The following is a 25,213-nucleotide window of genomic DNA, read 5'->3' as shown; positions in this document are numbered from 1 at the left end:
TCTGTATGGGCGCGGCGAGCGCCCCCTTGGCTGGCTGCTGGTCCATGTCCGATGCATGAAAGTTCATGGTGGAAAGCTGGGTTCGAGGGTCATAGGAGCGTGAAGAGGCCGATCACGGGTACGGCTCTCATCAGATTTTCGAATCCTTCCTTGATTGCCGATGTGCCGACCACCACCGTGTCGCCGGCCTTGATCTCGGGATCCTCCAATTGGCCGTCCTTGATCGATTGGAGGTCGAAGCGCGCCGCATAGCGTCTGCCGCCCTCCTGCCGCAGGACGATCACCTGGCTGTCGGCGCGGGTCTCGAGGCCCTCCGCCTGGGCGATCACCTGAAGCAGGGTGCCTGCGCCCTTCAGAGGATAGACGCCCGGGCGCCGCACAGCGCCTTCGACCACCACGCGCTGGCTGTTATATTCCTTGACGAAGACCGTGACCTGCGGGTTCTGCAAGTATTTGTCGCCGAGCTTCCGGGTCAGTTCGCGCTCGAGCTGCTGCGACGTCAGGCCGGCCGCCTTGATTTCGCCGACCAGCGGCAGATTGATCGTTCCGGTCGGCGCGACCTGGACGCTGGTCGTCAGGTCCGGCACCTTGAAGACCGTGATTTCGAGCACGTCCAGCGTGCCGATGTGATAGGCGAGTTGAGACGGCGCGCGCGGGGCCGTTTCGGAAGCCCCTGCGTCGATCGGCGCGAAGCTGTTGGCGGGTATGGTGTTCGATCCGGCCGACGGCGCATCCGCATTCGCGGCCTCGGTGGTCCGGCTATTCGAGGAATTGCCGCAGGCGGCGAGAAATCCACCGCTGAGCGCCAAGACGGCGCAGAGAAGCAGCACCTTCCTCGCTCCGGCCGCTCGTCTCCGCATCGAGCAGGCGCGCCTGCATCCCGGAGCGGGGAGCACTCCCTGCAGGCAGTGGAACATTCGCGGCAGGTTCATCCTTGACGATCCAATGAGGGCGGCGGGACACCAGAAGGCTGGCCTCTTCGTCCCCGACCCGCCTGGCCGCCAGCTCGCGGCCCCTCGAAAGATCGGGCGGACGGCGTTGAACGTCGTGCGCATCGGTTGCAAGAATATGGACCCCGCCTTCGTCCAGCATTCTCTCCGCCCAGTATCGCGCACTCCGCCCGAAAGCGCCAGCGAGCGAGCCCGCGGTGACCTGCATCCACACGCCGGACCGGATCAGGCTGCGAATGGTCTCATACTGCGTTTCGATCCACGACAACCTTTCCGGGTGTGTCAGGATTGGTGTATAACCTGCAACCAGAAGTTCAAAGAAAAATTCCGGGAGACGCTGGGGGGCGACATGGTGCGGCGGTTCGACCAGCACGTAATGGCTATCGCCCAGGGCCAAGAGGCGGCCACTCCTCAAGCCCGCGGCGAAGTCGGGAACGATGTGGTTGTCGGCCCCGGACAGGAGCTGCAAGGGTAAGCCCTCGGAATCGAGGGTGGACTGCAGGCTGCGGACGGCGTCTCGGATCGCCGGACCTGAATTGTTGTAAAGTCCCGGCAAGATGTGGGGTGTACAGGCCACAGTCGTTACGCCGTCGGCAACATAGGCGCGCGCCATCGCGACGGCGGTGGAGAGATCGGCCGCTCCGTCGTCCACCCCCGGGAGAATGTGGCTGTGCAAGTCGATCATGCGCCCCACTTTCGCTTGTGCAGAGGCCGGATTCGCTGCCGTGTCGCCGTCGCCGTCTCTGGCCTTGAAACATGGCGGTATTGCGCCACGCGGCACCCGTCGAGATTGCGCAGGAAAAATATTCTCCTCTTTTCGGGCTGAGCGGGGCGATGCTGGCTTTTCTCACCTCGCCGCGTGTGGTACTTTTAAACTTAGGAACAGTGGGGGAACACCATGCGCGCCGCGGCATCGTTTTTGATTGCCTGCTCCGTTCTGACGGCCGGATCGGCGCTCGCCGCCACAGTCCAACTCGTCTCGGGTGAAGTCTCCATCAATCATGGGGAAGGCTTTCAGTCCTTGCCAGGGGTTGCGACCCTCGATGTGGGAGATGCCGTGATGGCTGCTCCAGGTTCGGCGGCGGTCGTCATGTATGGGGACGGCTGCGAAGTGAAAGTTGTGCCTGGTGCCGTGGTCACGATCGCCGACGAGTCGCCCTGTCAGAGCTTTGCCCAAGCGCAAGTCGCACCGATCGTAGGGGCGACGCTGCCCGGTTCCACGGTTGCGGGGCTCACCACGGCCACCATCGTCACCACGACGGTGGTCGGGGGCCTGTCGATCGGTGCCTTGGTGGTGGCGGGAACGCAGTCGCCCGGCAAGACGTTCACCAATACGCTGCAAGTCAGTCCCTGATCCCGAGCTTGGCGCCGTGGGAAGCGCCGAAGCCCGGATGCCGCGGATTTTTGGAGCCGCCATTGCCCATGCGCATGGCGGCTTTTTTTATCTTGCCTCCGTCACCTTTATTCTCTGCTTGATGCTGGGCGGCGGGACACGGGGCGGCTTCCTCTCGGATACCGTTCTGCAGTTTCTGTCTTTGCCGCTTCTCGTGACCGCTCTCTGGCGCCTGTGCGATCTGCCGAAATCACAGGACCGGCGGTGCGTGCTCTGGCTGGTCGGTGCGGTTCTTTTTCTTCCGCTGCTCCAACTCGTGCCGCTGCCGCCGGCGATCTGGAGCGCGCTACCGGGGCGTGCCGCTGCCGTCGAGGCGTTCGGCCTTGCCGGACACGACCTTGGATGGATGCCGATCAGCCTGTCGCCGGCGGGGACCTGGCTTGCCCTTCTCGGCCTGGTGCCACCTTTGGCAGTGTTTCTCGGCACCCTCCTCCTCACATATCCGGAGCGGCGTCTCCTGAGCCTGGTCTTTCTTGCGGCAGCTTTCTTCAGCGCCGTTCTCGGCCTCCTGCAGCTCGCCCAAGGCCCCTCGAGCGCGCTGCGCTTCTTCGCCTTCACCAATGTCGCGGATCCCGTGGGGTTTTTCGCAAACCGCAACCACTTCGCCGCCTTACTTTACAGTGGGGTCGTCTTCGCAGTGGCCTGGGCCCTGGATGCGGCCGGACGCATCCAGCAAAGCCGCAAGGCGCGTCGGCCGACCACCGAAGGCCTGGTCCTGCTCATCGCCGCTGCGACGGTGCTGACGGTGCTGATATGCGTCCAATTGATGACCCGTTCGCGCGCCGGTCTGGGCCTGACGGTCTTCGCCATTGCAGGTGCATCCGCCCTCTTTTTCGCTCGCCCGAAGGCCGGGGCGTGGCTAACGCCGTCACGATTGGTCCTCAGTGTCGTCCTCGCCGCCGGAGCGCTGTCATCGCAGGTCGTCTTCCACGGCATAATTGCGCGATTTGCGGCAGATCCGGTCGAAGACGGCCGCCTTCGCTATGCCCGCACCACGATCGAAGCGGCCTGGGCGAACCTGCCGTTTGGAACCGGTGTCGGAAGCTTCGTACCGGTCTATGCTGGCGTCGAGCAGCCGGCGGACCTGATCGCCAACGTTTTCGTCAATCACGCCCACAATGATTTGCTCGAATTCTGGCTCGAGGGCGGCGTGCTCTCCGCGGCCCTCGTCGCCGCTTGGGCCGGTTGGCTGGCTTTCAAGTTGCTCACGGTTTGGAACCCGCGCGTCGCCTGGGGCCAAGAGGACATTGACGGGTCGCTCGCGCGGGCCGCAATCCTGCTCCTGCTGCTCCTCGCGGCGCATTCTGTGGTCGACTACCCTTTGAGGACCAGCGCGGTAATGAGCGTTATGGCGATGGCCTGCGCTTTCCTCGTCGAAGCCCCCGAAGAAAATTCCGCCCGCCGCCTTCGGTCGCGCGACCGGCCGCTGGAGCGCGGCGACGGCGGGACCACGCGCCGCTCTCCGCAGGCGCTCGGCCGCCCTGCCGCGGCCGCCGCAGGACCCGTCATGCCCCGCCCTCCCAACATTGTTTGGCCGGACTCGACGGAAGAGGCCCGGCCCCGCCAAAGGCCAGAGCGATCTCCGCCTCTGGACCGCGACTTTTCCTGACGGCGGCGTCGGCGATTGGCCGTCTCCGGGCCGCGAATAGTCCCATCGGGCCACCCACTTTCCGATAGTATTCGAAGGAATCCATTAGCGGTTGCGATCTGAAATCGCATCCGCTAGGATTGTATGAGGAAGTGGGGTTTATGCGATCATGCGTTCGGCCAGATCCCTTGCCCTCGATCTATTCCTGATTTCTCTGGGCACCGTAAGTGCCTTGATTTTAAGAGATAATTTTGACGTCAGCTGGGATCGCCTGGCGAACTTTGCGCCCTATATCGGGATAACGCTGCTGGTCTCTTGCGGCGTTCTTCCCGCTCTCGGAATCAGCCGATCATCCTGGCAGTTCGCGTCGGCAGGGGATCATTTGCGCATCGTTGCCGCCGCTGTGATCATTGTGGCCGCGTCTGTCACCATCGGCTTCATCGGCACCCGGCTCGACGATGTCGCGCGCTCGTTGCCGATCATTCAGGGCATGCTGATCATCTTCCTGCTTTCGGGTCTGCGGGCCTGGTTGGGGGCGCGGCGCGGGGCCGTCGACGCGGTGACCATGCCCCACCACCCGCACGCTCAGACTGGCGTGATCATTGGATTGAACCGCTTCACCGAACTTTATCTGCAGTGCGTCGGGGAGTTCGCTAAGGGACGAATCCGGATTGCCGGCCTCCTCGCGGAGCGCGAGCGCGTCGGCCTGTCGGTGCTGTCATATCCCGTCATCGGAACGCCGGAAGCCTTGGACGAGGCTTTGCGGCAATTGGAAATTCATGGCGTGACTGTCGATTGCGTGCTGGTCGCCGGGACGGTGGAGAGTCTCTCGCCCGAGGCGCGGGCCGCCTTGGTCCGGGCTCAGGCCGAGCGGCCCCTGCAAGTGGAATATCTCGCCGATCGGCTGGTGCCTCCGCTCGACAAAGCCGCTGCAGAGAGCGAGGCACACTTGGTCGAGCGGGCAGTCCATGGCGACGCGGAGTCTTATCTCCGGCTGCTCGTTCATGCGCCACGCCCCTCCTATCATGCGCTCAAGCGGGTCATGGACGGGGTCGGTGCCGCAATCCTCCTCATGTTGCTATGGCCGGTTATGTTCCTCGTCGCCCTCGTCGTGGTGCTTGATCTCGGCCTTCCGGTCCTGTTCTGGCAGCAGCGTCCGGGCTTGAACGGGCGGCCGTTCAAGCTCTTCAAGTTCCGCACGATGGCGGCCGCCTATGATGCCCAAGGCCGGCGCCGCAGCGACGAAGAGCGCGCCTCACGCCTCGGATCCTTCCTCCGCCGCACACGGCTCGACGAGCTGCCGCAATTGGTCAACATTCTGAGGGGCGAAATGTCCTTCGTCGGCCCGCGCCCCTTGCTCTCTTCGGACCAGACGGTCGAGCATGCCGGCCGTCTCCAGGTGCGGCCCGGCCTTACGGGCTGGGCGCAGATCAAGGGGGGGCGGCGGATTTCCACCACCGACAAGGCGGCTCTGGATATCTGGTATGCGAACAATATTTCTTTGCTTCTCGATGTGGCGATCGTTTTCGGCACGGTCCGTATGCTGGTCCTCGGAGAGCAGGTGAGGCATGACGCGATCATCGAGGCTTGGCGCGATCTCGGTGTGGTGTATTCGGTCGGCGATCGGCAGGGACAGTCTTGAGCTGCCACAAAGGGCGCGCGTTGCTTCTACGGCGGCGATGCTCGCTCTGGCGATGTGCCTGACCGCTCCGGCCATCGGCGCGGATGTCGAGCGCATAGAATTCGATGTAGGGGGCCAGATCGGCCCCTATATCCAGAAAATGAAGTCATGGCGTAAAGCCGGGCGCCGGGTGGTCGTCGATGGGCCCTGTCTGTCGGCCTGTACGCTCATTCTCGGGATCATGCCGCGTGATCGCATTTGTGTGACGTGGCGCGCTTTGTTCGGTTTCCACACGGCCTGGAAGCCTGGGCAGGACGGTGCGCCCGTGGTCAATTCCGACGCAACGCAGTTTCTGTGGGGCTTCTATCCCGATGACATCAAGGCCTGGATCCTATCGAACGGCGGATTGTCGGGAGACATGCTGCTGCTCGGAGGCAAACCTTTGACCGCGATGATCGCCTCCTGCCGGCCGTGATGGCTCGGCATGTTTTCGGGGATGCACGAGGATGGTTCGGGGCATCTTTGCACCGCATCCTTGACTGGAGGGCTCAAACGAGCACCGCCGCCATTTTCAACCCGTCATCGGCACTCTGGTATTGCGCCCTCAAGGAAAATCTTGCTCATCGGCGACGTGCCGCAGGAACGAGATGGGGCCGGCCGCTGCCCGGCGCCTGCATGGCGGGACGAGAGGGATGGTGTTGATCATCAGATCGGGCCAGCGCGTTTTCCTCGGGGCGGCTGTCTTGGCGGCTGGCCGAGGCGGCATTGCGCGCGTCGCCCGCGCCACCGCGCGGGCCCTGGCACAGCACGGGGTCGACGTGAGCCTGCTGTCCCTCCTCGACGACGCGCCGATTCGGATCGACGGACGGGCGTCCACCACGGCCCGCGGGAGCAAAGTGCGGTTCGTCGGCCGATCTTATGCCGCCGCTCTGACCCACGCGGCATTCCTCTATGATTCCATCGGAATCGCGCGCGCGCATGCGCGGATTCCCGGCTTTAGGCGGCCATATGCGGTGTGGATCCATGGTGTCGAGGTGTGGTGTCCTCTTCCTCCGGATCGGATGCGGGCGCTGCGCGGGGCAGACTTGGTTCTGGTGAATTCTCATTACACGCTCGCCCGCGTGGAGGAGCTTCACGGGCCCCTGCCGAACGCGCGCGTCTGCTGGCTGGCGACCGAAGAGGATGCGGCAGCCCCGGTGCCGGCGGCCCGGGCTACGGGTCGGCCGACCGTCCTCATGGTCGGCCGCGTCGACCGCGGGACCTTCTATAAGGGCCATCAGGAAGTGGTGGCGGCATGGCCGGCTCTCATCTCCACGGTTCCGGATGCGCGCCTCGTGATTGTCGGCGACGGGACCGCCATGCCCGATCTGCACCGCCTCGTGCGCGCCTCGCCCGCCCGCGATGCGATTGAAATCAAGGGGTTCGTCCCTGAAGCGGAGATGCCCGGGATCTGGAACGGAGCGCACGTCTTCGCGATGCCGAGCCGCGGCGAGGGGTTCGGCCTCGTTTATGCGGAGGCGATGCGCCATGGCGTGCCGGTCATCGCCTCCCGGCAGGATGCCGGCCAGGAGATCAATCTCGACGGTGTCACGGGCTATAATGTCGACCTCGACCGGCCGGGCGACCTGACCGACCGGCTTCGCTTGCTGCTCACGTCGCCGGACCGGCTCGTCGCGATGGGGGCCGCCGGTCGCGCGCGCTGGCAGGCGCATTTTCGCTATGGCGCCTTCAAGGACAGGTTCCTCGAGGCGATCGGATGAGCCCCGCGCCGCGACCCGTCGATGTGCCGTCGCCGGCCTATCGGGTGGCGTTTGTTAACACACATCCAATCCAGTATTTCGCCCCGCTCTATGCGTATCTCGGCGCGAAACACCGCATCTCAGTCACGGCGCTATACCTTTCCGACGTCTCGCTTCGCGGCGCGCGGGATGCCGGATTCGGGCAGCCTGTGGCCTGGGACGTCGACCTTCTCGCCGGCTATGAGGCGCGGTTCATGGGCGAGGCCGCCAGGCGGCGGGAGGTCGGCGGCTTCTTCTCCATGGTCGGCCCGGAATTGTGGCCGGCGATCCGGAGGGGCGCTTTCGATGCTGTGATCATCCACGGCCACAACCTAGCCGCGCATCATGTCGCGCTCGCTGCAGCGAAGACCTCCGGCACGGCGGTGTTCGCGCGGGGGGACACGCATCTCGGGCTGCACAGGCCCAGATGGCGGTCGCAGGCGCGGCGCGCCGTCCTTTGCGCCTGGTACCGGGCCTTCGACGGCGTGCTGGCGGTCGGCACCGCCAATGCGCTCTATTACAGGGCGATGGGCGTACCGCCCGAGCGCATCCACATCATGCCGTTCGCGGTGGACAATGCGCGCTTCATGGCGGGCGCGCGCCTCGCGCCGGAGGAGCGGGCCGATCTGCGCCGGCGCCTCGGCCTCAAGCCCGATCTCCCGGTCGTGCTCTTTGCGGCGAAGTTCGAGCCGCGCAAGCGGCCCGAGGATCTGGTGCGGGCGATGGCCGGGCTGCAACGGGAGGGGATCGCAGGGCAAGTGCTGCTCGTCGGATCGGGCGAGACCGAGCCGGATCTGCGCGCTCTGGTCGCGCAGAGCGGCATTGCGGACGTGGTCTTCCACGGCTTCGCCAATCAGAGCGCATTGCCGGCGATTTACGGCGTGTCGGACATTTTCGTTCTGCCGGCGGAGAACGAGCCCTGGGGGCTGGCCGTCAACGAGGCGATGTGCGCCGGCCTCGCGATCGTCGCCTCGGACGAAGTGGGGTGCGTTCCGGATCTGGTCGAGACCGGGGTCACCGGCGCAACGTTTCGCGCGCGCGATCTCGCCGGCCTCGCCGCGGCGTTGCGCCCGCTTCTCGCGGATGCGGACCATCGCCGCCGCTGCGGGGCGCACAGTCTCGCGCGCATCGCCCGCTGGAGCTACCGCGAGAGCGCGGACGGGCTGATGCGCGCCCTTGCGGCCGTCGATCGGCACACGGGAGGGCGGGGATAGAGCATGGTGATCGCCGAATCCGATATTTCGATCCTGATCCCGACCTACCGGTACCGCGACAAGGTCGTGCGGGCGGTGGACTCCGCTTTGGCGAGCGGGGCGGGGGAGATCATCGTTCTCGACGATCACGGTCGCGACGGCACGATCGAGCGGCTCGCCGCCTATTCGGATCCGCGGCTGATCGTGCGCGAGAACGACCGCAATCTCGGCCTGTGGGAAAACCACCTCGCCGCACTCCACATGGCACGCCGGCCCTGGATCAAGTTCATCCAGGCCGACGATTATCTTCTTCCCGGCGGCCTCGCCGCCTTCGCCGCGGCGGTGGACGAGGGGGTCTCGATCGTGTTCGGCTGCCCGCTCTACAAGAACGAGGCGGATGGACGGATGTGGGAATTCTATCACACGACACGGCCGCACCGGCTCACCTCGCGGCACGTGCAGGAGGCGTGCTTCTATTTCGGCTGGCTCCTGGGGTCTCCCTCCCAGATCCTGCTGCGCCGGGCCGCGATCATGGGCGATCCCGCGATCTGGCGGAGTACGATGTCGGCCGACTTCGTGATCGGCGCGATCACCGCGGCGCACGGCGATACTGTCATCCTGCCGCCGGGCACGCTCGTGTGCGAATCTCACGGGAAGCAAGATTCCGCAACCGAGACCGCGCTTCTGTGGCTGGAGCGGACCGCAAACTCGACGGCCTATCTGAAGGCTCGGCCGGAGCAAGGCCTGAGGCGGCTCGCCAATGGTTGGGTCCGGATGGAGGCCGAGCGCGCGGTGCGCAAGCTGGGTCGTGGTATCCTGAGGCGGGAGGCCCCGGTGGCCGACCTCATCGCGGCGTTTGCTGCCATTTTCAAGACCATGACGCCAGCCGATCTCGTGCAGATCTGGCGCGATCGTCGCCTTCTTCGCGCTGCGATGACCTTCCGCAGGACGCGCTTCGTCCCTTTCGATCTCGATCGATTGATTCCGGAACTGCTCGAGCGGCGATCCTCGCCCTGAGTTCGAGGCCGGCTTCTCTGCCGGAGGGCAACATCTGGCGAGGGGGCGGGGCAATGCGCTATGAAGGCATCTGGCGGCCATTGCATCCTAGTGGTTGCGACGACGCTGCATCTCTGGCGGGTCACCCTGGAAGGGAGGAAGCGGTGTGACGACCATCTCCGTGGGCAGCCCCCGGCATCTTCCTGCCGATTCCCGGCGCCTCGTGGTCGGCGCACTGGGCGTCGTCTATATCGGCGCCGCCATTTTCTGTTTCGCGCAATGTTTTCTTGCCGAAAAATTCTCCGAAATTCAACTTAATCTGGCCTGTTCTGCTTTCTCGATTTATTTATATTTAGAATCTAGGCGGCTTATTTTAAGTAGCGACAGTCTGTCCGCATTATCTCCGGCAGTCCTGTCGTCATTTTTTGTATTTTTTGCAAGTTACACACTTCAGTCATCTGTAATGATATTCGATGAAAAATTCAGAATGGATTATATGTTTCTGTTTTACGATTTCTATGAATCGTTCCTTTATAGTATTTTTATTTGCTTTGGCGCATGCTTTGTGATGTGGCGTGGATATTATATTGGATCAAAAATAGCTAGTGGACTTAGGAATTCATTAATTCAATCTCAGTTTATTCGCAAGAATTTGCATCCAAATATGATTTCTATATTTTTTCTTCAGTTAATTTATATATTCGGTGTTTTATATTCTATAAAGAATGGAATATTTGGTTTTTCGGCAAATAAAATACGAATTGAAGAAAACGTATCTGCGATGGAGTTTTTGAATTTGGCGATTGGGGCGGGAACTTTTGCCCTGTTCCTTTTGGCCTTAAGTTATTTTCAGCTGCGAAAATCTGGCGGAAAGGCGGCCGCAATGGGGGCGATGACCCTGGTCATGGCCGCGGTAATGGTCTGTGTCGGTGCCTTTTCCGGGTTTAAATCTCAGCTTGCCGTTCCGTTCATTGTCATTGCGGCAGCTGCATTTGTCGTACTGAAAAGAATAAAATATCAATACATAATTTATGGAATTTTGGCTTTGATTGTTGCTTATAGCATCATTGAGCCGTTCAGATCCTATCTCGGGCGCAATCCGAATGTTCAGCCGGATAGCGTTTCAGAGATGGTCGACGTCCTTCAAAAATCCTACGGTGAACGGGATCGATATCAGAGGGCGGAGACGCCGGTTCTGCTCTCGATCACTTCTCGTTTGGATGTACTCGGGCAGACCGCAGTGGCGATCGACTATGTCGATGCCGGCCGGCTCGATCCCACGATCGCGGAATGGATGGCGGAGGCCATCTATCTCTCCCCCATCCTCGCCTTTCTGCCGCGGGCTTTCTGGCCGGACAAGCCGAGCTATTCGACCGGAGTCTGGTTCAACCAGCATGTTCGCGGAAGCTGGTATGACAGCCGTACGGCGGTCGGCATGGGGCCGGTGGCCTATCTCTATTTGGTCGGGGGCTTGACCGGGGTGCTCTTGGGCTTCTTCTGCATCGGCATCCTGCAGGCGGTCATTTTCGAGGGGGTGGGCCGGGCGGGGCCGGGCGGCCTAATCGTCTATTTCAGCGTCGCCATGCCTTTGGCCTTGCTTCCCACAGATCTCGGTGTGGTCCTTACGTCGCTCATTCGGATGCTTCCGATCGCCTTTCTGGCCCAGTATTTCGTGCTTCTGCCTGGGAGAACGCGGCTCTCGCCCACGCCTCCGCGGCAGGCTCCAAGATAGTGTAAGCGGGGCGCACCGGATCAAGCCCATGCCCTCGGGGCGTGGCGCTTCTCGCCGGGGGCGTGTCGCCTGGGGGCTGGGGAATGAAAATCGGCATCGCCACATTCGGCCGGTTCCACGTGCTGGATCTGGCCCGCGAATTGGACGGCCTGGGCGCGGAGGTCCGGTTCTATTCCTGCGTGCCGCGGAAGCGGGCGCTGCGGTTCGGATTGCCGGAACGATGCTATCGCGGCCTCGCTACACTCGCTGCCCCGGCGGTCGGATGGCACATTCTGGCGCCGCGCCTGCTGCCGCGACTTCAAGAACGGGCTTTTGTTCATGCCTTGAACGCCGCGGTCATTGCCCGTCTGGAACCCTGCGACGCCTTCATCTGCATGTCCGGCCTCTATCTGGAGGCGGCCCGCTTTGCGAAGCGTCGTTTCGGGGCGAAGGTCTGGCTCGAGCGCGGCAGCCGCCATATCCGCTCTCAGCTCGAAATACTGCGCCAAGCTGGCGTGAGCGGTCTTCCAAGCGATTTCGGCGTTCGCCGCGAACTGGAAGGCTATGCATTGGCTGACCGGATCGTCGTTCCGTCCCGCCAGGTGGCGGAGAGCTTCGCGGCGTGCGATCCCGATCTGCTCGCCAAACTCTTCGTCAATCCCTATGGGGTCGATCTCGACCAGTTTCCGCCGGCGAAGCCGGGTGCGGATGTACCAGCGCGGCGGGTCTTGTTCGTCGGCGGCTGGAACAAGCGCAAGGGTGTCGATCTGCTGGTCGACGCCGTCCGGCGCCGCGGAGATGTGGGTCTTCTCCATGTCGGCGCCCTCGGCGATGTCCCGTTCCCGCGCGCGGATCGACGCTTCGAGCATGTCGATCCGGTGCCGCAATGGACGCTCAAGGAGCAGTATGCGCGGGCACGGGTGTTCGCTCTGGCCTCCCGTGAGGAAGGGTTGGCGATGGTTCAGGTTCAGGCTCTGGCGAGCGGGCTCGCGCTCGTCTGCACCGATCGGACGGGCGGCGCGGATCTCGCGCTCTCGCCGGGGCTCGCCGCCCGCATCTTCGTGGCGGCGCCGGAGGTCGAGGCGATCGCGCGCGCCCTCGACGACGCGCTCACCTTGGCCGATCGTCCCGGCGGTCTCGTGCCGCTCTCGGAGAGCGATCGCGCGCTTCTGAGCTGGAGCGCCTATGGTGCGCGCTATCACCGCGAACTCGAGGCCTGTCTTGGCCCGGAGGGCGATGCATGACATCGCGTCTGGCGGTGGGCCAAATTCTTGCTGCGCTGACGCCAGCCGCGTCCGGGGTCACGCTTGCGGTCACCCGCCTGGCCGATGCGCAGGCGGCGTGCGGGCTCGATGTCGCGATCCTCAGCGTCGGAGAGACGGAAAGAGCCGACCGCGCCGGTGTCCGATACGAGACATTTTCACAAGATTTCGGCGATCTGCCGGTGCTGCGGCGGCTTTCGGCCTCGCAGGGGCTCGCACGGGCGGTGGACGTCCTGGCGCGGGAGGGGACCGTGCTCCACACCCACGGCCTCTGGCTCGCCTGCAATCTCTATGCGGGGTGGAGCGCGCGCCGGCATCGAAGCCCGCTCGTCGTCTCCCCCCACGGCATGCTCGCTCCGGCGGCGCTGCGTTTTTCCTCGAGGAAGAAGCAGGTGTTCTGGGCGCTCGCGCAAGGACCGGCTCTCTCGCGTGCGGCCTGCTGGCATGTCACCAGCACGCAGGAATTCGAGGAGCTACGGGATTTCGGAATTGCTGCGCCCATTGCGCTCGTGCCGCTCGGGATCGACGTGCCGCCGGCTGCACCCTATCTCGCCGGACCCCGCCGAACCTTGCTCAGCCTGGGCCGGGTGCATCCCAAGAAGGGCCTCGACCGGCTTGTCGCGGCCTGGGCGCAGGTGGAGGATCGGCATCCCGACTGGGACCTGCGCATCACCGGGCCGTCGGAGCGCGGGCATGCGGAGGAATTGAGGCGCCAGGCGCAGGCGCTCGGCGCCCGTCGGATCGCGTTCGAGGACGGTCTCTACGGCGCCGACAAGCTTGCGGCCTATGCCGCGGCCGATGTGTTCGTTCTGCCGAGCTTGAACGAGAATTTCGGTTTCGTCGTCGCCGAGGCATTGGCGTGCGGCGTGCCGGTGGTCTGCACCAGGGGCGCGCCCTGGCCGGGCCTCGCGGAGCACGGCTGCGGCTGGTGGATCGATCACGGCGTTGCGCCGCTCGTCGCCGCGCTGGAGGATGCGATGGGGATGCCGCCCGCGGCGCTGGCGGAAATGGGCGCGCGCGGGCGCCGCTGGATGGCGGCGGATTTTTCCTGGGACCGGACCGCGCGCGATCTGATCGCGGTCTATCGCTGGTGCGCCGGCGCCGGTGACAGGCCGGCCAGTGTGATACTTTAGAAACCAGAGCCTGATCCGATCAGCCGCATGATGCAGACCGATCGGCGCGGGCTCTAACGGCGTTCGAGGTGCCGGAGTGAGCGAGCGGGCGAAATTGTCGAAGGTGTCGCCTCCCGGCGTGAGGAACAAGCTCTCGCGGCTGCTATGGGCAGCGGTTGAAGGCACGCTCTATCGCTGGTCTCCGACCCTCTTCCACGGATGGCGCCGGCAGATCCTGCGGCTGTTCGGGGCCCGCGTGGGGGCCGGGTTTCACTCCTATCCGACTGCGCGCATCTGGGCGCCGTGGAATCTCGAAGCCGGCTCCAATGCCTGTCTCGGACCGCGGGTCGTCTGCTACAATGTGGTGCGCGTGACGCTGGGCGCCGACGCCGTCGTCAGCCAGGGGGCGCATCTGTGCGCGGCGTCGCACGACTTCCGGGATCCCGCCTTTCCGCTTGTGACAGGTGAAATTCGCATCGCGGCCGGCGCCTGGGTGGCGGCGGACGCGTTCGTGGGGCCTGGCGTGACAATCGGCACGCGCGCGGTCGTGGGCGCCCGCGCAGTGGTCGTGAAAGACGTGGCGGCGGCGACCGTCGTCGCGGGCAATCCGGCCCGTGTTGTAAGCCGACGCTGAAGCCATCGAGGGTAAGGTGTCGTTATGTCTTGCTCCGTCTTGATCCTAACCTACAACGAGGAAGCAAATATTGCCGACTGCATCCGCTCGCTGAAGTGGCGCGATGACGTTCACGTCCTCGATTCTCTCAGCACGGATCAAACCCGCCGCCTCGCTGAGGATTTGGGCGCCGCCGTGCACGAGCGCGCGTTCACGAACTATGCGGACCAACGCATGGCCGGACTCGCACTGCCCTTCCGTCATGACTGGGTGGTCATGCTCGACGCCGACGAGCGGGTGACGCCAGAGTTGGCAGAGGAAATCGACGGGCTTCTCGCCGAGGTGGGAGCCGGTGTCGCGATGGCACGGGTTCGCCGCAAAGACATTTTATTTGATCGCTGGCTCCGCCGGTCCTCCGGCTATCCCACTTGGTTTCCTCGTTTGATCCGCCGCGGACGCGTCCGTGTCGAGCGGGAGATCAATGAGGACTATATTGCCGACGGCGAGGTGGTGCACTTATCCGGGCACATTCTTCACCACCCCTTCGCCAAGGGAATCGATTGGTGGTTCGAGCGGCACAACCGCTATTCTGCCATGGAGGCGCACCGATTGATGGCGGAGCAAGCGGTTTCCCTCCCGCCGCTGGGATTGGCCTTCACGCGCGACCCGGCGGCCCGCCGGAGGGTTTTGAAGGCTTGGCTTTACCGAATGCCGGCGCGCCCCCTGGTCGTCTTCGTCTATCTCTATGTCCTCAGGATGGGCTTTCTCGACGGCAGAGCCGGCTATCTCTATGCGTTGATGCGCATGTCCTATGAGGTGATGATCGACGCCAAGATGGCAATGGCGCGCGGCGGCCGATGAGCACCCGCATGCCGCAACCGGCCGGATGCCGGCGCTGATGGCGCTGATCTTCCTCAACCGCTTCTTCCATCCCGACCATTCGGCGACCAGCCAGATGCTCTCGGACCTCGCCTTCGACCTCGCGGCGCGGGGCGAGGCGGTGGCGGTGATCGCGAGCCGCCTGCGCTATGACGCGGCCGCGGCCGCGCTCCCGCCGCGGGAGATCGTCAACGGCGTCGCCGTATCGCGGGTCTGGACGTCCCGCTTCGGCCGCGCGGGGTTGGCCGGCCGCGCGGTGGACTATCTGACCTTCTACGTCTCGGCCGCCTGGCAGCTGTGGCGCACGGCGCGGCGCGGCGACGTGGTGGTCGCCAAGACCGATCCGCCGATGCTCTCGGTGATGGCGGGGCCGGTCTGCCGGCTGCGCGGGGCACGTTTGGTCAACTGGCACCAGGACATCTTCCCGGAGACCGCGCAGGCGCTGGGGCTGGGCGCGGGCGGCGCCGCGCCGGCCTTCGCGGCGCTGCGTTGGCTGCGCGACCGCTCCGTGCGCGGGGCGCGGCAGAATGTGGTGCTGGGCGAGGGGATGGCGGCGCGGGTCGCGGCCATGGGGGTGCCGGCCGGGCGGATCGCGATCGTGCCCAACTGGGCGGACGGGGCGCTGATCCACCCCGTGGCGCCCAGCGCGAACCCGCTGCGCCGCGACTGGGATCTCGAAGCGGCGTTCGTCGTGGGCTATTCCGGCAATCTCGGCCGGGCGCACGAGGTCGAGACGCTCTTGGAGGCGATGGAGCGGCTGGGGTCGCCGGCGGGAGGGACGTGCGCGGTGCGGTTTCTGTTCGTCGGCGGCGGTGCGCATCATGCCGGTCTGAAGGCGGAGGTGGCGCGGCGCGGCCTGTCCTGCGCCCGCTTCCAGCCCTATCAGCCGCGTGCGCGGCTGGCGCAGAGCCTCTCGGTGCCGGACGTGCACCTCGTCTCGCTGCGCCCTGAACTCGAAGGCCTCATCGTCCCGAGCAAATTCTACGGCATCGCCGCGGCCGGCCGGCCGACTGTGTTCATCGGCGCGCCGGACGGGGAGATCGCCCGGCTTCTGGCCCGGCATGCCTGCGGGCTGACGGTCGCCGCCGGCGACGGTGCGGCGCTCGCCGCCGCGATTTCCCGGCTCGCCTTGCAGCCCGATCTGTGTCTCAAGATGGGGGCGGCGGCGCGGACGGCGTTCGACGCGCGGTTCGACCGGCGCATCGCGCTCGCCCGCTGGCACGATCTGCTGGCGCGCGCGGCCCGGGAATAGCGCCCGAAAGGGCGGGATCGCCCGCCTTGATCGCGCGGCGCCGGGCCGCGAGAATGGCGCTTTCGGATTTGTAGGGGCCCCTGCTTTGCTTGCCGTTTCGATCTGCATTCCGGCCTATCGCGAGATCGCCTTGCTCGAAAAGGCGCTCGATTCGGTCGTGATGCAGCGCTTCACGGATTATGAGGTGATCGTCGCCGACGACACCCCGGACGCCGCCGTCGAGGACCTGATCCGGTCCTATGATTTCGGTGGCCGGATGCATTATTTCCGCAATCCCCATGCCCTGGGCGCGCCGCGAAACTGGAACGAGGCGGTGGCGAGCGCGCGCGCCCCGCTGGTCAAGCTGCTGCACCAGGACGACCGGTTCGCCCATGCCGACGCCCTCGGCCGCTTCGTCGCGCTCATGCAGGCCCATCCGGACTGCGCCTTCGGCTTCTGCGCGAGCCGGGTGGAGGATCTGCCCGGCGGGCGGGAATGGGTCCATGCCGCCGATGCCGCGCAGCTCGCCGATCTGAAGCGCCGGCCCGAGCGCCTGCTGCTCGGCAATGTCGTGGGCGGGCCGAGCGCGACGATCTACCGGCGCGCGCTGGCCCTGGACTACGACCCGCGCCTGCGCTGGCTCGTGGACGTCGATTTCTACATGCGGGCGCTGCGCCAGAATCCCCGCGTCGCCTTCGCCGCCGAGCCGCTCGTGGTCACCTCGAACGGGCCGCACCAGATTTCGGCGACGTTGCGCCACGACACCGCCCTCCAGGCCCGCGAGGCGCTGCTGATGTTCGAGAAGGCGCTCGACCAGCTCGCCGATGATCCCGACGTGGCGGTGTTCTGGTGGCGGACGCTGCGGGCGAACCGGATCCGCAGTGCCCGGCAGATCGGACGGCTCGGCGCGCCGTCGCCGGCCGTCGCGGCCTATTTCAAGACGCTGTTCGCCCACCCGCCGCGCAGCGAGCGGCGGCGGCTCGCGGATTTCGTCCCGGACCGCCTGCGCGAGGTCTGGCGGCCGATCCGCCACGCGCTGTTCAGATCCTGAGCCAGCGCTCCGGGACGATGTCGCGGGCGTCGCGGTCGGGCGATGCGAACCAGCGCGTCGGCGCGACCGCGAGAGTGCCCGGCTTTTCCCCCAGCCATGCGCCCCACCAGGACAGGGTGCTGTTCGCGATCACATGATGCCGGCAGGCCTGCATCAGCCGCAGGTCCTCGTGCGGCCGGTCGGCGGCATTGTGCGTGACATAGACCGTCGGGACCGGCAGCGCGATGTGCGCGCGCGTCCAGTCGGGATCGTCCGAAAACACGAAGGCGGTGAGATCGCCGCCGAGCCGGTCGATCAAAAGGCCGAGCGCGGCGCGGTAATAATCGGGGCCGCAGGTGCCGTGAACCGCCCGCACCTGCGGATCGGCGGCATAGTCGCCGCGCCGCACATGGACGCAGATGCCGGTCGTGCCGGCGATCCGGTCGAGGAGCGCGGCATTGGCTTCGTCGGGGGGCGCGCGCAGGGTGAAGTCGGCGCGGATCGGCGCGTCCTGGTCGAGAAAATAGCGTTCGCTCTGCCAATAGCCGTCGAGACAGGTGCCATCGGGGGCCGCGATCACCGCAGGATCGAAGCGCAGCGAGGCCTCGACCAGCCGCCTCCGGGGCCGGCCCAGAAGGCGATCGGCCCAGGACCGTCGTGCGGGGGGCAGATCGCCGGCCGCCGCCGCCGGGGCCGTCAGTCGGAAGGCGCCAAGGCCATAGGCGCGCGCGCCCGGCGCATCGAGGCCGGAGAGGTCGAGCCGCAGCTCGGTTCCCCGCCGCAAAGCGAGGGCACGCCCGGCGGCATATTGGAACATCTGATTGCCGAGTCCGCCGGCGAGCCGGGTGACGATCATGAGCGCGCCGGCTTTTCAGGCCACGGCGGGTCGCGTCACGCGGCGGCCGCGATGGCGATCGCGGCGCCGCACTCCCGCGTGCTCGCCGTTCCACCGAGATCGCGGGTGCACGAAGCGGGATCGCCGAGCACGGTTTCGATCGCATCGACCACCGCTTTGGCGGCGTCTGCGTGGCCGAGATGCTCCAGCATCATGGCGCCCGACCAGATCTGGCCGATCGGATTGGCGATGCCCTGGCCGGCAATGTCCGGCGCGGAGCCGTGGACCGGCTCGAACATGGAGGGGAATTCGCGCTCCGGATTGATGTTGGCGCCGGGCGCGATGCCGAGCGAGCCGGCCACCGCAGGACCGAGGTCCGACAGGATGTCGCCGAACAGATTGGAGGCCACGACCACGTCGAACCGGTCGGGATTCATCACGAAATGCGCGGCGAGAATGTCGATGTGATACTGGTCCGCCGAGACGTCCGGATAGGCCTGCTTGACCGACGCGAACCGTTCGTCCCAGAACGGCATGGTATGGACGATGCCGTTCGACTTGGTGGCCGAGGTGACGTGCTTGCGGGGCCGCTTGCGCGCCAGTTCGAAGGCGTAGCGCATGACGGCGTCGGTGCCGGTCCGGGTGAACACCGCCTCCTGCATCGCCATCTCGCGTTCGGTGCCGCGGAACAGCCGTCCACCGACCTCGGAATATTCGCCCTCGTTGTTCTCCCGCACGACGTAGAAATCGATGTCCTTGGCGGTGCGCCCCGCCAGCGGGCTAGTCATGCCGCGCAGCAGCCGCACCGGGCGCAACGCAATATATTGCCGGAACTGCCGGCGGATCGGGATGAGCAGGCCCCAGAGCGACACGTGGTCCGGCACGCCGGGAAAGCCGACCGCGCCGAGAAAGATCGCATCGTGGTGGCGGATGCGCGCGAGGCCGTCATCCGGCATCATCTCGCCATGGGTGCGGTAATGGGCGCAGCTCCAGTCGAAATGATCCCATTGGAATTCGATGTCGAAGCGCCGGCCCACCGCCTCCAGAACCCGGATTCCCTCCGGCACCACCTCCATGCCGATCCCGTCCCCGGGAATCGTCGCAATCCGGTAGCGTGGCATGGGTCTCTCCGTCCGGTCGCGCGGGCCGCGCCGCGCTTGTCCTGCGCGGCCTCGGGCGGACGCCTCCGGCGATGCGGGGGCTGCACCTTAGCGTGGCGCAGAGGGGTTGCAAGCGGGAGAAAGAGGGACACGCGGACCCGCCGCGCGCTCCGGATTCACTTCAGCGCGGCGTCGAGCCGATCGGCGATGGTGGAGAGCACCGCCACCCGGCACCATCTCTTGTCCTCGGCCGAGACCAAGGTCCAGGGCGCATAGAAGGTGCTGGTTCGGTCGACCATATCGGTGACGGCCTCTTCATAGAGCGGCCATTTCTCGCGATTGCGCCAGTCTTCCGGGGTCAGCTTGAACCTCTTGTAGGCCACGCGCTCACGCGCCTCGAAGCGGCGTGCCTGCTCCTCCTGGCTGATCGCGAGCCAGAATTTCACGACGATGTAGCCGGCTTCGTCGAGGCGGTGTTCGAAATCGTTGATTTCGTCATAGGCGCGGCCCCAATCCTCCGGCTGCGCCAGCTTTTCCACCCGCTCCACGAGCACCCGTCCATACCAGGACCGGTCGAACACGGCGATGTGCCCGCGGGCGGGGACGGAGCGCCAGAACCGCCAGAGATAGGGCCGCGCCCGCTCTTCGTCGGTCGGCGCGGCGATCGGATGGACGCGGAAGCAGCGCGGGTCGAGCGCCTGCCGCAGGCGCATGATGGTGCTGCTCTTGCCGGCGGCGTCGCTGCCTTCGAATACGCAGACCAGTCCCCGGCGCTGGAAGGCGCTGGACTGGGTAAGGCGGCTGATGCGGGTCTGCTGGGTCTCCAGCTCCGCGCGGTAGTCCTCTTCCTCCAGGGTGCGCGTAAGATCGACCGTGGACAGGATGCTGGCCTTTGGCAGCAGGGACGCGATGGTCTCGTCCGTCTCCGTCTCGCGCGGTGGAGCCGCGCCCGCGGACGCGTCGGCTTCGGCGCCCGCCCGCGGCTGCGAGGCGATGGCGCGTCCGAGGGTTTCGAGGAGTGCGCCGCCCACCATGGCGTCCCGAAAGCGCCCGTCCTCCGAGGGGACGACGATCCACGGCGCCTCGGGCGTCGAGGTGAGCCGGAACGCCTCCACGGCCGATTCCTCCAAATGGCGCCGCTGCTTTTTGCTCTTGATCGCCGACCATTCGCGCACCAGCGGCCGGTCGAACGGGTTGCGCTTCAAAGCTTTCAACCGCGCCAGCGCCTCTTGCGGCTCCAGATAGAGCCAGAGCTTGAGGAGGAAGACGCCCTCGCGCCTGAGCATCGCTTCCAACCGTCGGATCTCATCGAGCCGCTGGGTGAAGAGCGCGTCGGTCTCGCCGTTCAAAACATGGTCTGCGAGCACGTCGTGATACCAGGAGCCGAGCACGATGCCGATCTCGCCCGCCGCCGGCATGTCGCGCCAATAGCGCCAAATGCCCGGGCGGGCGCGCTCCTCGTCGGTCGGCGCGCCATAGGTGAGGGTCCGCAGCTTGCGGACGTCGAGCCAGCCATAGAGCTGATTCAGCACCGCACCCTTGCCGGCCCCGTCGGCGCCGTTCACAAGGACAAGGATGCTGCGGGCGCGGCCGGCGATCAACTCGGCCTGCCGATCGAGCAGGTCCTCATGGAGCTTCGGCTCCAGCGCCTTGAAGTCCGATTTGGCGAGTCGACGCTCGATCTTCATGGAATCAAACATGAATTGCCTGTCTTTTGAGCTGGCCGCATGGTCCGGCCGCGGGCGCGTAACGTCAAGGCGGCGCCATTGCGCGAGGCCAACCCGGATCCGGCCGCGGACCGGCTCTTGCGAGACGGGTAAAAACCCCTTCGACTGCAGCGAGTTCCCCGCATGGCATCACTTTGCTTGCACCGACCGCTTCGCCTGCGGCATGGTTTCGCCATCGCCGTGACCGGCGGTCTCGCCGGTCCTGCCCTTCTCCTCACGCCCCTCGGAGCCGCCGCCTTGCCGCGCATCGTCATTCTGGCCACCGGTGGCACCATTGCGGGCGCGGCCGATGCCCGCTCGCACGCCGGATACAATGCCGGCCAGATTTCGGCCGCGCAGCTGGTGGCGGCCGTGCCGGGGCTCGAAACGCTGGCCCGGATCGGCACGGAGCAGATTGCCGCGATCGGCAGCCAGGACATGAACGAGGCGGTCTGGTTCAAGCTGGCAGAGCGCATCGACGCGCTCGCCGCCCAGGGCGATGTCGACGGCGACGTCGACGGGATTGTCGTGACCCACGGCACCGATACGATGGAGGAGACTGCGTTCTTCCTGGATCTGATCGTCGGCACTTCGAAGCCGGTGGTCCTGGTCGGCGCGATGCGCCCGGCGACGGCGATGAGCGCGGACGGCCCGCTCAATCTGCTCGAAGCGGTCCTGGTCGCGCTGTCGCCCGAGGCGGCCGGGCGTGGCCCCCTCGTGGTGCTGAACGACACGATCCACGGGGCGCGGGACGTGACCAAGACCAGCACGACCGAGGTTCAGGCCTTCCGCTCGCCGAATTTCGGACCCGCCGGCTTCGTCTCGCCCAACGGCGTCGTGTTCTTCCGCCCCGCGGGGCCGCGCGCGCCGGCCTACAAACTGCCGCCCGCCCCGCCGCTGCCGCGCGTCGCGATCATCTATGCCCATGCGGGCATGGACGCGACCGACGTCCGCGCCGCCGTCGCGGCCGGCGCGAAAGGCATCGTGCTCGCCGGCGTGGGCGACGGCAATGCGTCCCGGGACGCGATCGCGGCGCTGGCGGACGCCGTTATGCAGGGGGTCGCCGTGGTGCGGGCCAGCCGGACGGGCTCAGGACCGGTGATGCGCAACATCGAGGTGGCGGACGACGCCTGCGGCTTCGCCGCCGCGGGCTTCGCGAATCCGGCCAAGGCGCGGGTGCTGCTCCAGGTCCTGCTCGCCAATGGCATTAGCAGCCCGGAGGCGGTGCAGACGGCCTTCGACGGTCCGATCTGATCAGAGGAAGGCCAGCAGCGCCGCCAAAGTCTCCTCGGGCCGCTCTTCCTGGACCAGATGGCCGCAATCGAGGGCGTGCCCGCGCACGTCGCGGGCCTTTTCGCGCCAGGTTTCGAGCACGTCGTAGAGATCGCCGACCACGCCCTTTGCCCCCCACAAAGCGAGCAAAGGCGCGGCGATCCGGGTCTCGCGGTCGGCTGCGTCGTGGACGAGGTCGATGCCGGCGGCGGCGCGATAATCCTCGCAGATGGCGTGGCGCGCCGCCGGATCGAGATAGCAGCGCAGATATTCGGCGAACGCCTCCGGCTCGGTCGCCCCGGGGGTGCGGGTCTGTCCAGCGAGGTGATGGCGCAGGAAATAATCCGGGTCCGCGCCGATCATGCGCTCCGGCAGGGGATAAGGCTGGATCAGGAAGAACCACCAGAAATAGCGGGTCGCGAACGCCTTGTCGGTCATCGCATACATGGTCGCGGTGGGCGCGATGTCGATGACGCAGAGCTTTTCCACCGCCTCCGGCCAATCGAGCGCGAGCCGGTGCGCCACCCGCCCGCCGCGGTCGTGCCCGACCAGAGCGAAACGGTCGAACCCCAGCCGGGCCATCAGGGCCACCTGGTCCTTGGCCATTTCGCGCTTGGAATAAGCGATGTGGTCGGGGCCGCCGGCGGGCTTGGAACTGTCGCCATAGCCGCGCAGATCCGCCGCCACCACGGTGAAGCGGCGGGCGAGCGCGGGCGCGATCTTGCGCCACGTGACATGGGTCTGGGGGTGGCCGTGCAGCAGAAGGAGGGGCGGGCCGTCGCCGGCGATCGCGGCGCGCAGGGTGAGGCCGCCGACGGCGACGTCGACGAGCCGGAATCCGGCCATCAGCGGGGCCGGGCCGCGCTCCGCCAGATCCGCGCGCTCCGCCACACCTTCACGTTCCGCTTCGGTCTCGCCGGACATGGCCGTCTCCGTGCGTGCCGCACAGGCGCGCCGCGCCGGGTCGGCGGGCGCGGGTCGGGGAGGAAGGATCAGGGCGCGGCGTCGCGCGCCGCCGCCTTTTCCTTGCGCGCCTGGACGAAGGCGAGGACTTCGCCGACCACGCCGCGGCGGAACAGCGAGACGGCGAGGACAAAGATCACGCCCTGGATGACCAGCACCCATTCGCCGAGCGAGGCGAGATAATTCTGCATCGTGACGATGATCGCCGCGCCGACGATCGGGCCGAGCATGGTGCCCATGCCGCCGACCAGGGTCATCAGGATCACCTCGCCGGACATCTGCCAGGCGACGTCGGTGAGCGAGGCGAGCTGGAACACGATCGATTTCGTCGCGCCGGCGAGACCCGCCAGCGCCGCCGACAGGACGAAGGCCAGCAGCTTGTACTGGTTCACCCGATAGCCGAGCGAGACCGCGCGCGGCTCGTTCTCGCGAATCGCCTTCAGCACCTGCCCGAACGGCGAATGCACCGCCCGGTAGATGATCGCGAAGCCGATCACGAAGATGGCGAGCACGACGTAATAGAGGTTCACGTCCTTGGTGATGTCGATGATGCCGAAAAAGGCGCGGCGCGGCACCGCCTGGAGCCCGTCCTCGCCGCCGGTGAACGGCGCCTGGAGGCAGAAGAAGAAGAACATCTGCGCCAGGGCCAGCGTCACCATGGCGAAATAAATGCCGAGCCGGCGGATCGCGAGGAGCCCGGTGACGAGGCCGAGCAGCGCGGCGGAGAGGGTGCCGGCGATGATGCCGATCTCGGGCGTGAAGCCGAGCACCTTGACGGTGTGCGCGCTGATATAAGCGGCGCCGCCGAAGAACATCGCGTGGCCGAAGGAGAGCAGCCCGGCATAGCCGAGCAGGAGGTTGAAGGCGCAGGCGAACAGCGCGAAGCACAGCACCTTCATGAGGAAGATGGGATAGACCAGGAACGGGGCCGCGATCAGCGCCGCCAGCACCACCAGGGCGATGAGGAGGCGGAGCGGCGAGTAGCCTTCCCGGGGGGCGGCCATGGGGGACGTGGCGCTTGTCATGGTGTCGCCCTTCTCATTTCGCGGAGTTCACTTGGCCGTGCCGAACAGGCCGGCGGGCTTCACCATGAGCACGATGGCCATGATGACGAAGATCACGGTTGAGGACGCCTCGGGATAGAAGACCTTGGTGAGGCCCTCGACGACGCCGAGCCCGAAGCCGGTGACGATCGCGCCCATGATCGATCCCATGCCGCCGATCACCACCACGGCGAACACCACGATGATGAGGTTCGAGCCCATGGTCGGGCTCACCTGATAGGCGGGGGCGGCGAGCACCCCGGCGAGCGCGGCGAGGCCGACGCCGAAGCCGTAGGTGAGGGTGATCATGCGCGGCACGTCGATCCCGAACGCCTGCACCAGGTCCGGCTTCTCGGTCGCGGCGCGCAGATAGGAGCCGAGCTTGGTGCGCTCGATCACGAACCAGGTGGCGAAGCACACCACAAGTGAGGCGACGACGATGAAGCCGCGATAATTCGGCAGGAACATGAAGCCGAGATTGGTGCCGCCCGGCAGGGGATTGTTGTAGGGCAGGCCGGAGGCGCCGTATTGCCGCCGGAACAGGCCCTCGATGATCAGCGCGAGGCCGAAGGTGAGCAGCAGGCCGTAGAGATGGTCGAGATGGTAGAGCCGCCGCAGCAGGGTCCGCTCGATCACCATGCCGATCGCGGCGACCACGATGGGCGAGAGGATCAGCGCGCCCCAGAACGGAATGCCGGCATAGTTCAGCAGCATCCAGGCGCCGAACGCGCCCATCATATATTGCGCGCCGTGGGTGAAATTGATGACGTTGAGCAGCCCGAATATGACCGCCAGCCCGAGGCTCAGCATGGCGTAGAACGCGCCGTTGATGAGGCCCAGCAGAAGCTGGCCGAACAAGGCCGGTGGCGAAATGCCCAGGAGCTCGAACATGGCAGCCGTGTCTCTGAGAGAAAAGGCGGGTCCGGCCGGGCGCGCC

At 66.1% G+C, this 25,213-nt stretch carries 23 protein-coding genes; 15 read left to right on the top strand and 8 right to left on the bottom strand.

Features of this window, described 5'->3' with window-relative positions:
* Positions 1–89 precede the first annotated feature (89 nt).
* Together EDC64_RS13905 and EDC64_RS13900 are read right to left on the bottom strand one after the other, a co-directional pair.
* Positions 90–830, bottom strand: coding sequence for a polysaccharide biosynthesis/export family protein (locus EDC64_RS13905; protein WP_245504701.1), 741 nt, complete (start codon positions 828–830; stop codon positions 90–92).
* Complete coding sequence (locus tag EDC64_RS13900) at positions 760–1,635, bottom strand: tyrosine-protein phosphatase (RefSeq protein WP_207916076.1); 876 nt, start codon at positions 1,633–1,635, stop codon at positions 760–762. Before EDC64_RS13900 ends, EDC64_RS13905 begins: the two co-directional genes overlap by 71 nt.
* Before the next feature lie 375 nt (positions 1,636–2,010).
* On the opposite strand from EDC64_RS13900, the gene EDC64_RS13895 reads away from it, so the two are divergent.
* The 14 genes from EDC64_RS13895 to EDC64_RS13830 all read left to right on the top strand — a co-directional run bounded on the left by EDC64_RS13895 (position 2,011) and on the right by EDC64_RS13830 (position 17,378).
* Complete coding sequence (locus tag EDC64_RS13895) at positions 2,011–2,304, top strand: hypothetical protein (RefSeq protein ID WP_132032304.1); 294 nt, start codon at positions 2,011–2,013, stop codon at positions 2,302–2,304.
* A 37-nt stretch (positions 2,305–2,341) separates the two neighbouring features.
* Entirely contained in the window at positions 2,342–3,952 is a 1,611-nt protein-coding gene (locus tag EDC64_RS13890) for an O-antigen ligase family protein (RefSeq protein WP_132032302.1), read from the top strand.
* Positions 3,953–4,100: 148 nt separating this feature from the next.
* Positions 4,101–5,573 carry a sugar transferase gene (locus EDC64_RS23715; RefSeq protein ID WP_207916074.1) on the top strand — a complete coding sequence of 491 codons (1,473 nt, stop codon included), beginning with the start codon at positions 4,101–4,103 and terminating at the stop codon, positions 5,571–5,573.
* Positions 5,574–5,610: 37 nt separating this feature from the next.
* A complete protein-coding gene (locus EDC64_RS13880) occupies positions 5,611–6,027 on the top strand; it encodes a hypothetical protein (RefSeq protein WP_132032300.1) in 417 nt (138 codons plus the stop codon).
* 268 nt (positions 6,028–6,295) lie between these two features.
* Entirely contained in the window at positions 6,296–7,312 is a 1,017-nt protein-coding gene (locus tag EDC64_RS13875; protein ID WP_207916072.1) for a glycosyltransferase family 4 protein, read from the top strand.
* Entirely contained in the window at positions 7,309–8,544 is a 1,236-nt protein-coding gene (locus EDC64_RS13870; protein WP_132032296.1) for a glycosyltransferase family 4 protein, read from the top strand. Before EDC64_RS13875 ends, EDC64_RS13870 begins: the two co-directional genes overlap by 4 nt.
* A gap of 3 nt (positions 8,545–8,547) precedes the next feature.
* Positions 8,548–9,540 carry a glycosyltransferase family 2 protein gene (locus EDC64_RS13865; protein ID WP_132032294.1) on the top strand — a complete coding sequence of 331 codons (993 nt, stop codon included), beginning with the start codon at positions 8,548–8,550 and terminating at the stop codon, positions 9,538–9,540.
* A 145-nt stretch (positions 9,541–9,685) separates the two neighbouring features.
* Positions 9,686–11,251 (top strand): hypothetical protein, encoded by a 1,566-nt coding sequence (locus EDC64_RS13860; RefSeq protein ID WP_132032292.1) that lies wholly within the window; start codon positions 9,686–9,688, stop codon positions 11,249–11,251.
* Positions 11,252–11,334: 83 nt separating this feature from the next.
* On the top strand, positions 11,335–12,474 hold the full coding sequence (locus EDC64_RS13855; protein ID WP_132032290.1) for a glycosyltransferase family 4 protein: 1,140 nt from the start codon (positions 11,335–11,337) through the stop codon (positions 12,472–12,474).
* The gene (locus EDC64_RS13850) at positions 12,471–13,625 is read left to right on the top strand and encodes a glycosyltransferase (RefSeq protein WP_132032288.1); all 1,155 of its coding nucleotides are present in this window, start codon (positions 12,471–12,473) and stop codon (positions 13,623–13,625) included. Before EDC64_RS13855 ends, EDC64_RS13850 begins: the two co-directional genes overlap by 4 nt.
* A 76-nt stretch (positions 13,626–13,701) precedes the next feature.
* On the top strand, positions 13,702–14,238 hold the full coding sequence (locus EDC64_RS13845; RefSeq protein ID WP_207916070.1) for an LbetaH domain-containing protein: 537 nt from the start codon (positions 13,702–13,704) through the stop codon (positions 14,236–14,238).
* A 24-nt stretch (positions 14,239–14,262) separates the two neighbouring features.
* On the top strand, positions 14,263–15,078 hold the full coding sequence (locus EDC64_RS13840) for a glycosyltransferase family 2 protein (protein WP_132032286.1): 816 nt from the start codon (positions 14,263–14,265) through the stop codon (positions 15,076–15,078).
* A gap of 37 nt (positions 15,079–15,115) precedes the next feature.
* Entirely contained in the window at positions 15,116–16,348 is a 1,233-nt protein-coding gene (locus EDC64_RS13835; protein ID WP_132032284.1) for a glycosyltransferase family 4 protein, read from the top strand.
* Positions 16,349–16,433: 85 nt separating this feature from the next.
* Positions 16,434–17,378 (top strand): glycosyltransferase family 2 protein, encoded by a 945-nt coding sequence (locus EDC64_RS13830; protein WP_165933771.1) that lies wholly within the window; start codon positions 16,434–16,436, stop codon positions 17,376–17,378.
* Here EDC64_RS13830 and EDC64_RS13825 read toward each other — a convergent pair.
* From EDC64_RS13825 to pap, 3 genes are all read right to left on the bottom strand, one after another.
* A complete protein-coding gene (locus tag EDC64_RS13825; protein WP_132032280.1) occupies positions 17,368–18,213 on the bottom strand; it encodes an alpha-1,2-fucosyltransferase in 846 nt (281 codons plus the stop codon). The two genes, EDC64_RS13830 and EDC64_RS13825, sit on opposite strands and share 11 nt — an antisense overlap.
* 35 nt (positions 18,214–18,248) lie before the next feature.
* Positions 18,249–19,313: a tartrate dehydrogenase gene (locus tag EDC64_RS13820; protein ID WP_132032278.1), complete on the bottom strand. Its 1,065-nt coding sequence runs from the start codon at positions 19,311–19,313 to the stop codon at positions 18,249–18,251.
* 155 nt (positions 19,314–19,468) lie between these two features.
* Positions 19,469–20,992, bottom strand: coding sequence for a polyphosphate:AMP phosphotransferase (gene pap / locus EDC64_RS13815; RefSeq protein WP_132032276.1), 1,524 nt, complete (start codon positions 20,990–20,992; stop codon positions 19,469–19,471).
* Between the two features lie 150 nt (positions 20,993–21,142).
* Here pap and EDC64_RS13810 point away from each other — a divergent pair, with 150 nt between their 5' ends.
* Positions 21,143–22,252 carry a type II asparaginase gene (locus tag EDC64_RS13810; RefSeq protein WP_132032274.1) on the top strand — a complete coding sequence of 370 codons (1,110 nt, stop codon included), beginning with the start codon at positions 21,143–21,145 and terminating at the stop codon, positions 22,250–22,252.
* Here the strand turns inward: EDC64_RS13810 and EDC64_RS13805 are convergent, their stop codons facing one another.
* The 3 genes from EDC64_RS13805 to EDC64_RS13795 all read right to left on the bottom strand — a co-directional run bounded on the left by EDC64_RS13805 (position 22,253) and on the right by EDC64_RS13795 (position 25,167).
* The gene (locus tag EDC64_RS13805) at positions 22,253–23,116 is read right to left on the bottom strand and encodes an alpha/beta fold hydrolase (protein WP_207916085.1); all 864 of its coding nucleotides are present in this window, start codon (positions 23,114–23,116) and stop codon (positions 22,253–22,255) included.
* A gap of 146 nt (positions 23,117–23,262) precedes the next feature.
* Positions 23,263–24,258 (bottom strand): branched-chain amino acid ABC transporter permease, encoded by a 996-nt coding sequence (locus tag EDC64_RS13800; protein ID WP_132032270.1) that lies wholly within the window; start codon positions 24,256–24,258, stop codon positions 23,263–23,265.
* Positions 24,259–24,285: 27 nt separating this feature from the next.
* Positions 24,286–25,167, bottom strand: a complete 882-nt coding sequence (locus tag EDC64_RS13795) for a branched-chain amino acid ABC transporter permease (RefSeq protein WP_132032268.1) — start codon at positions 25,165–25,167, stop codon at positions 24,286–24,288.
* Positions 25,168–25,213: the final 46 nt, after the last annotated feature.

Origin of the sequence: Aquabacter spiritensis, assembly GCF_004346185.1 — a bacterium.
Lineage (GTDB): Bacteria > Pseudomonadota > Alphaproteobacteria > Rhizobiales > Xanthobacteraceae > Aquabacter > Aquabacter spiritensis.
Note: the sequence above shows the minus strand (reverse complement) of the source record. Positions and strands in the feature narration are given on the sequence as shown.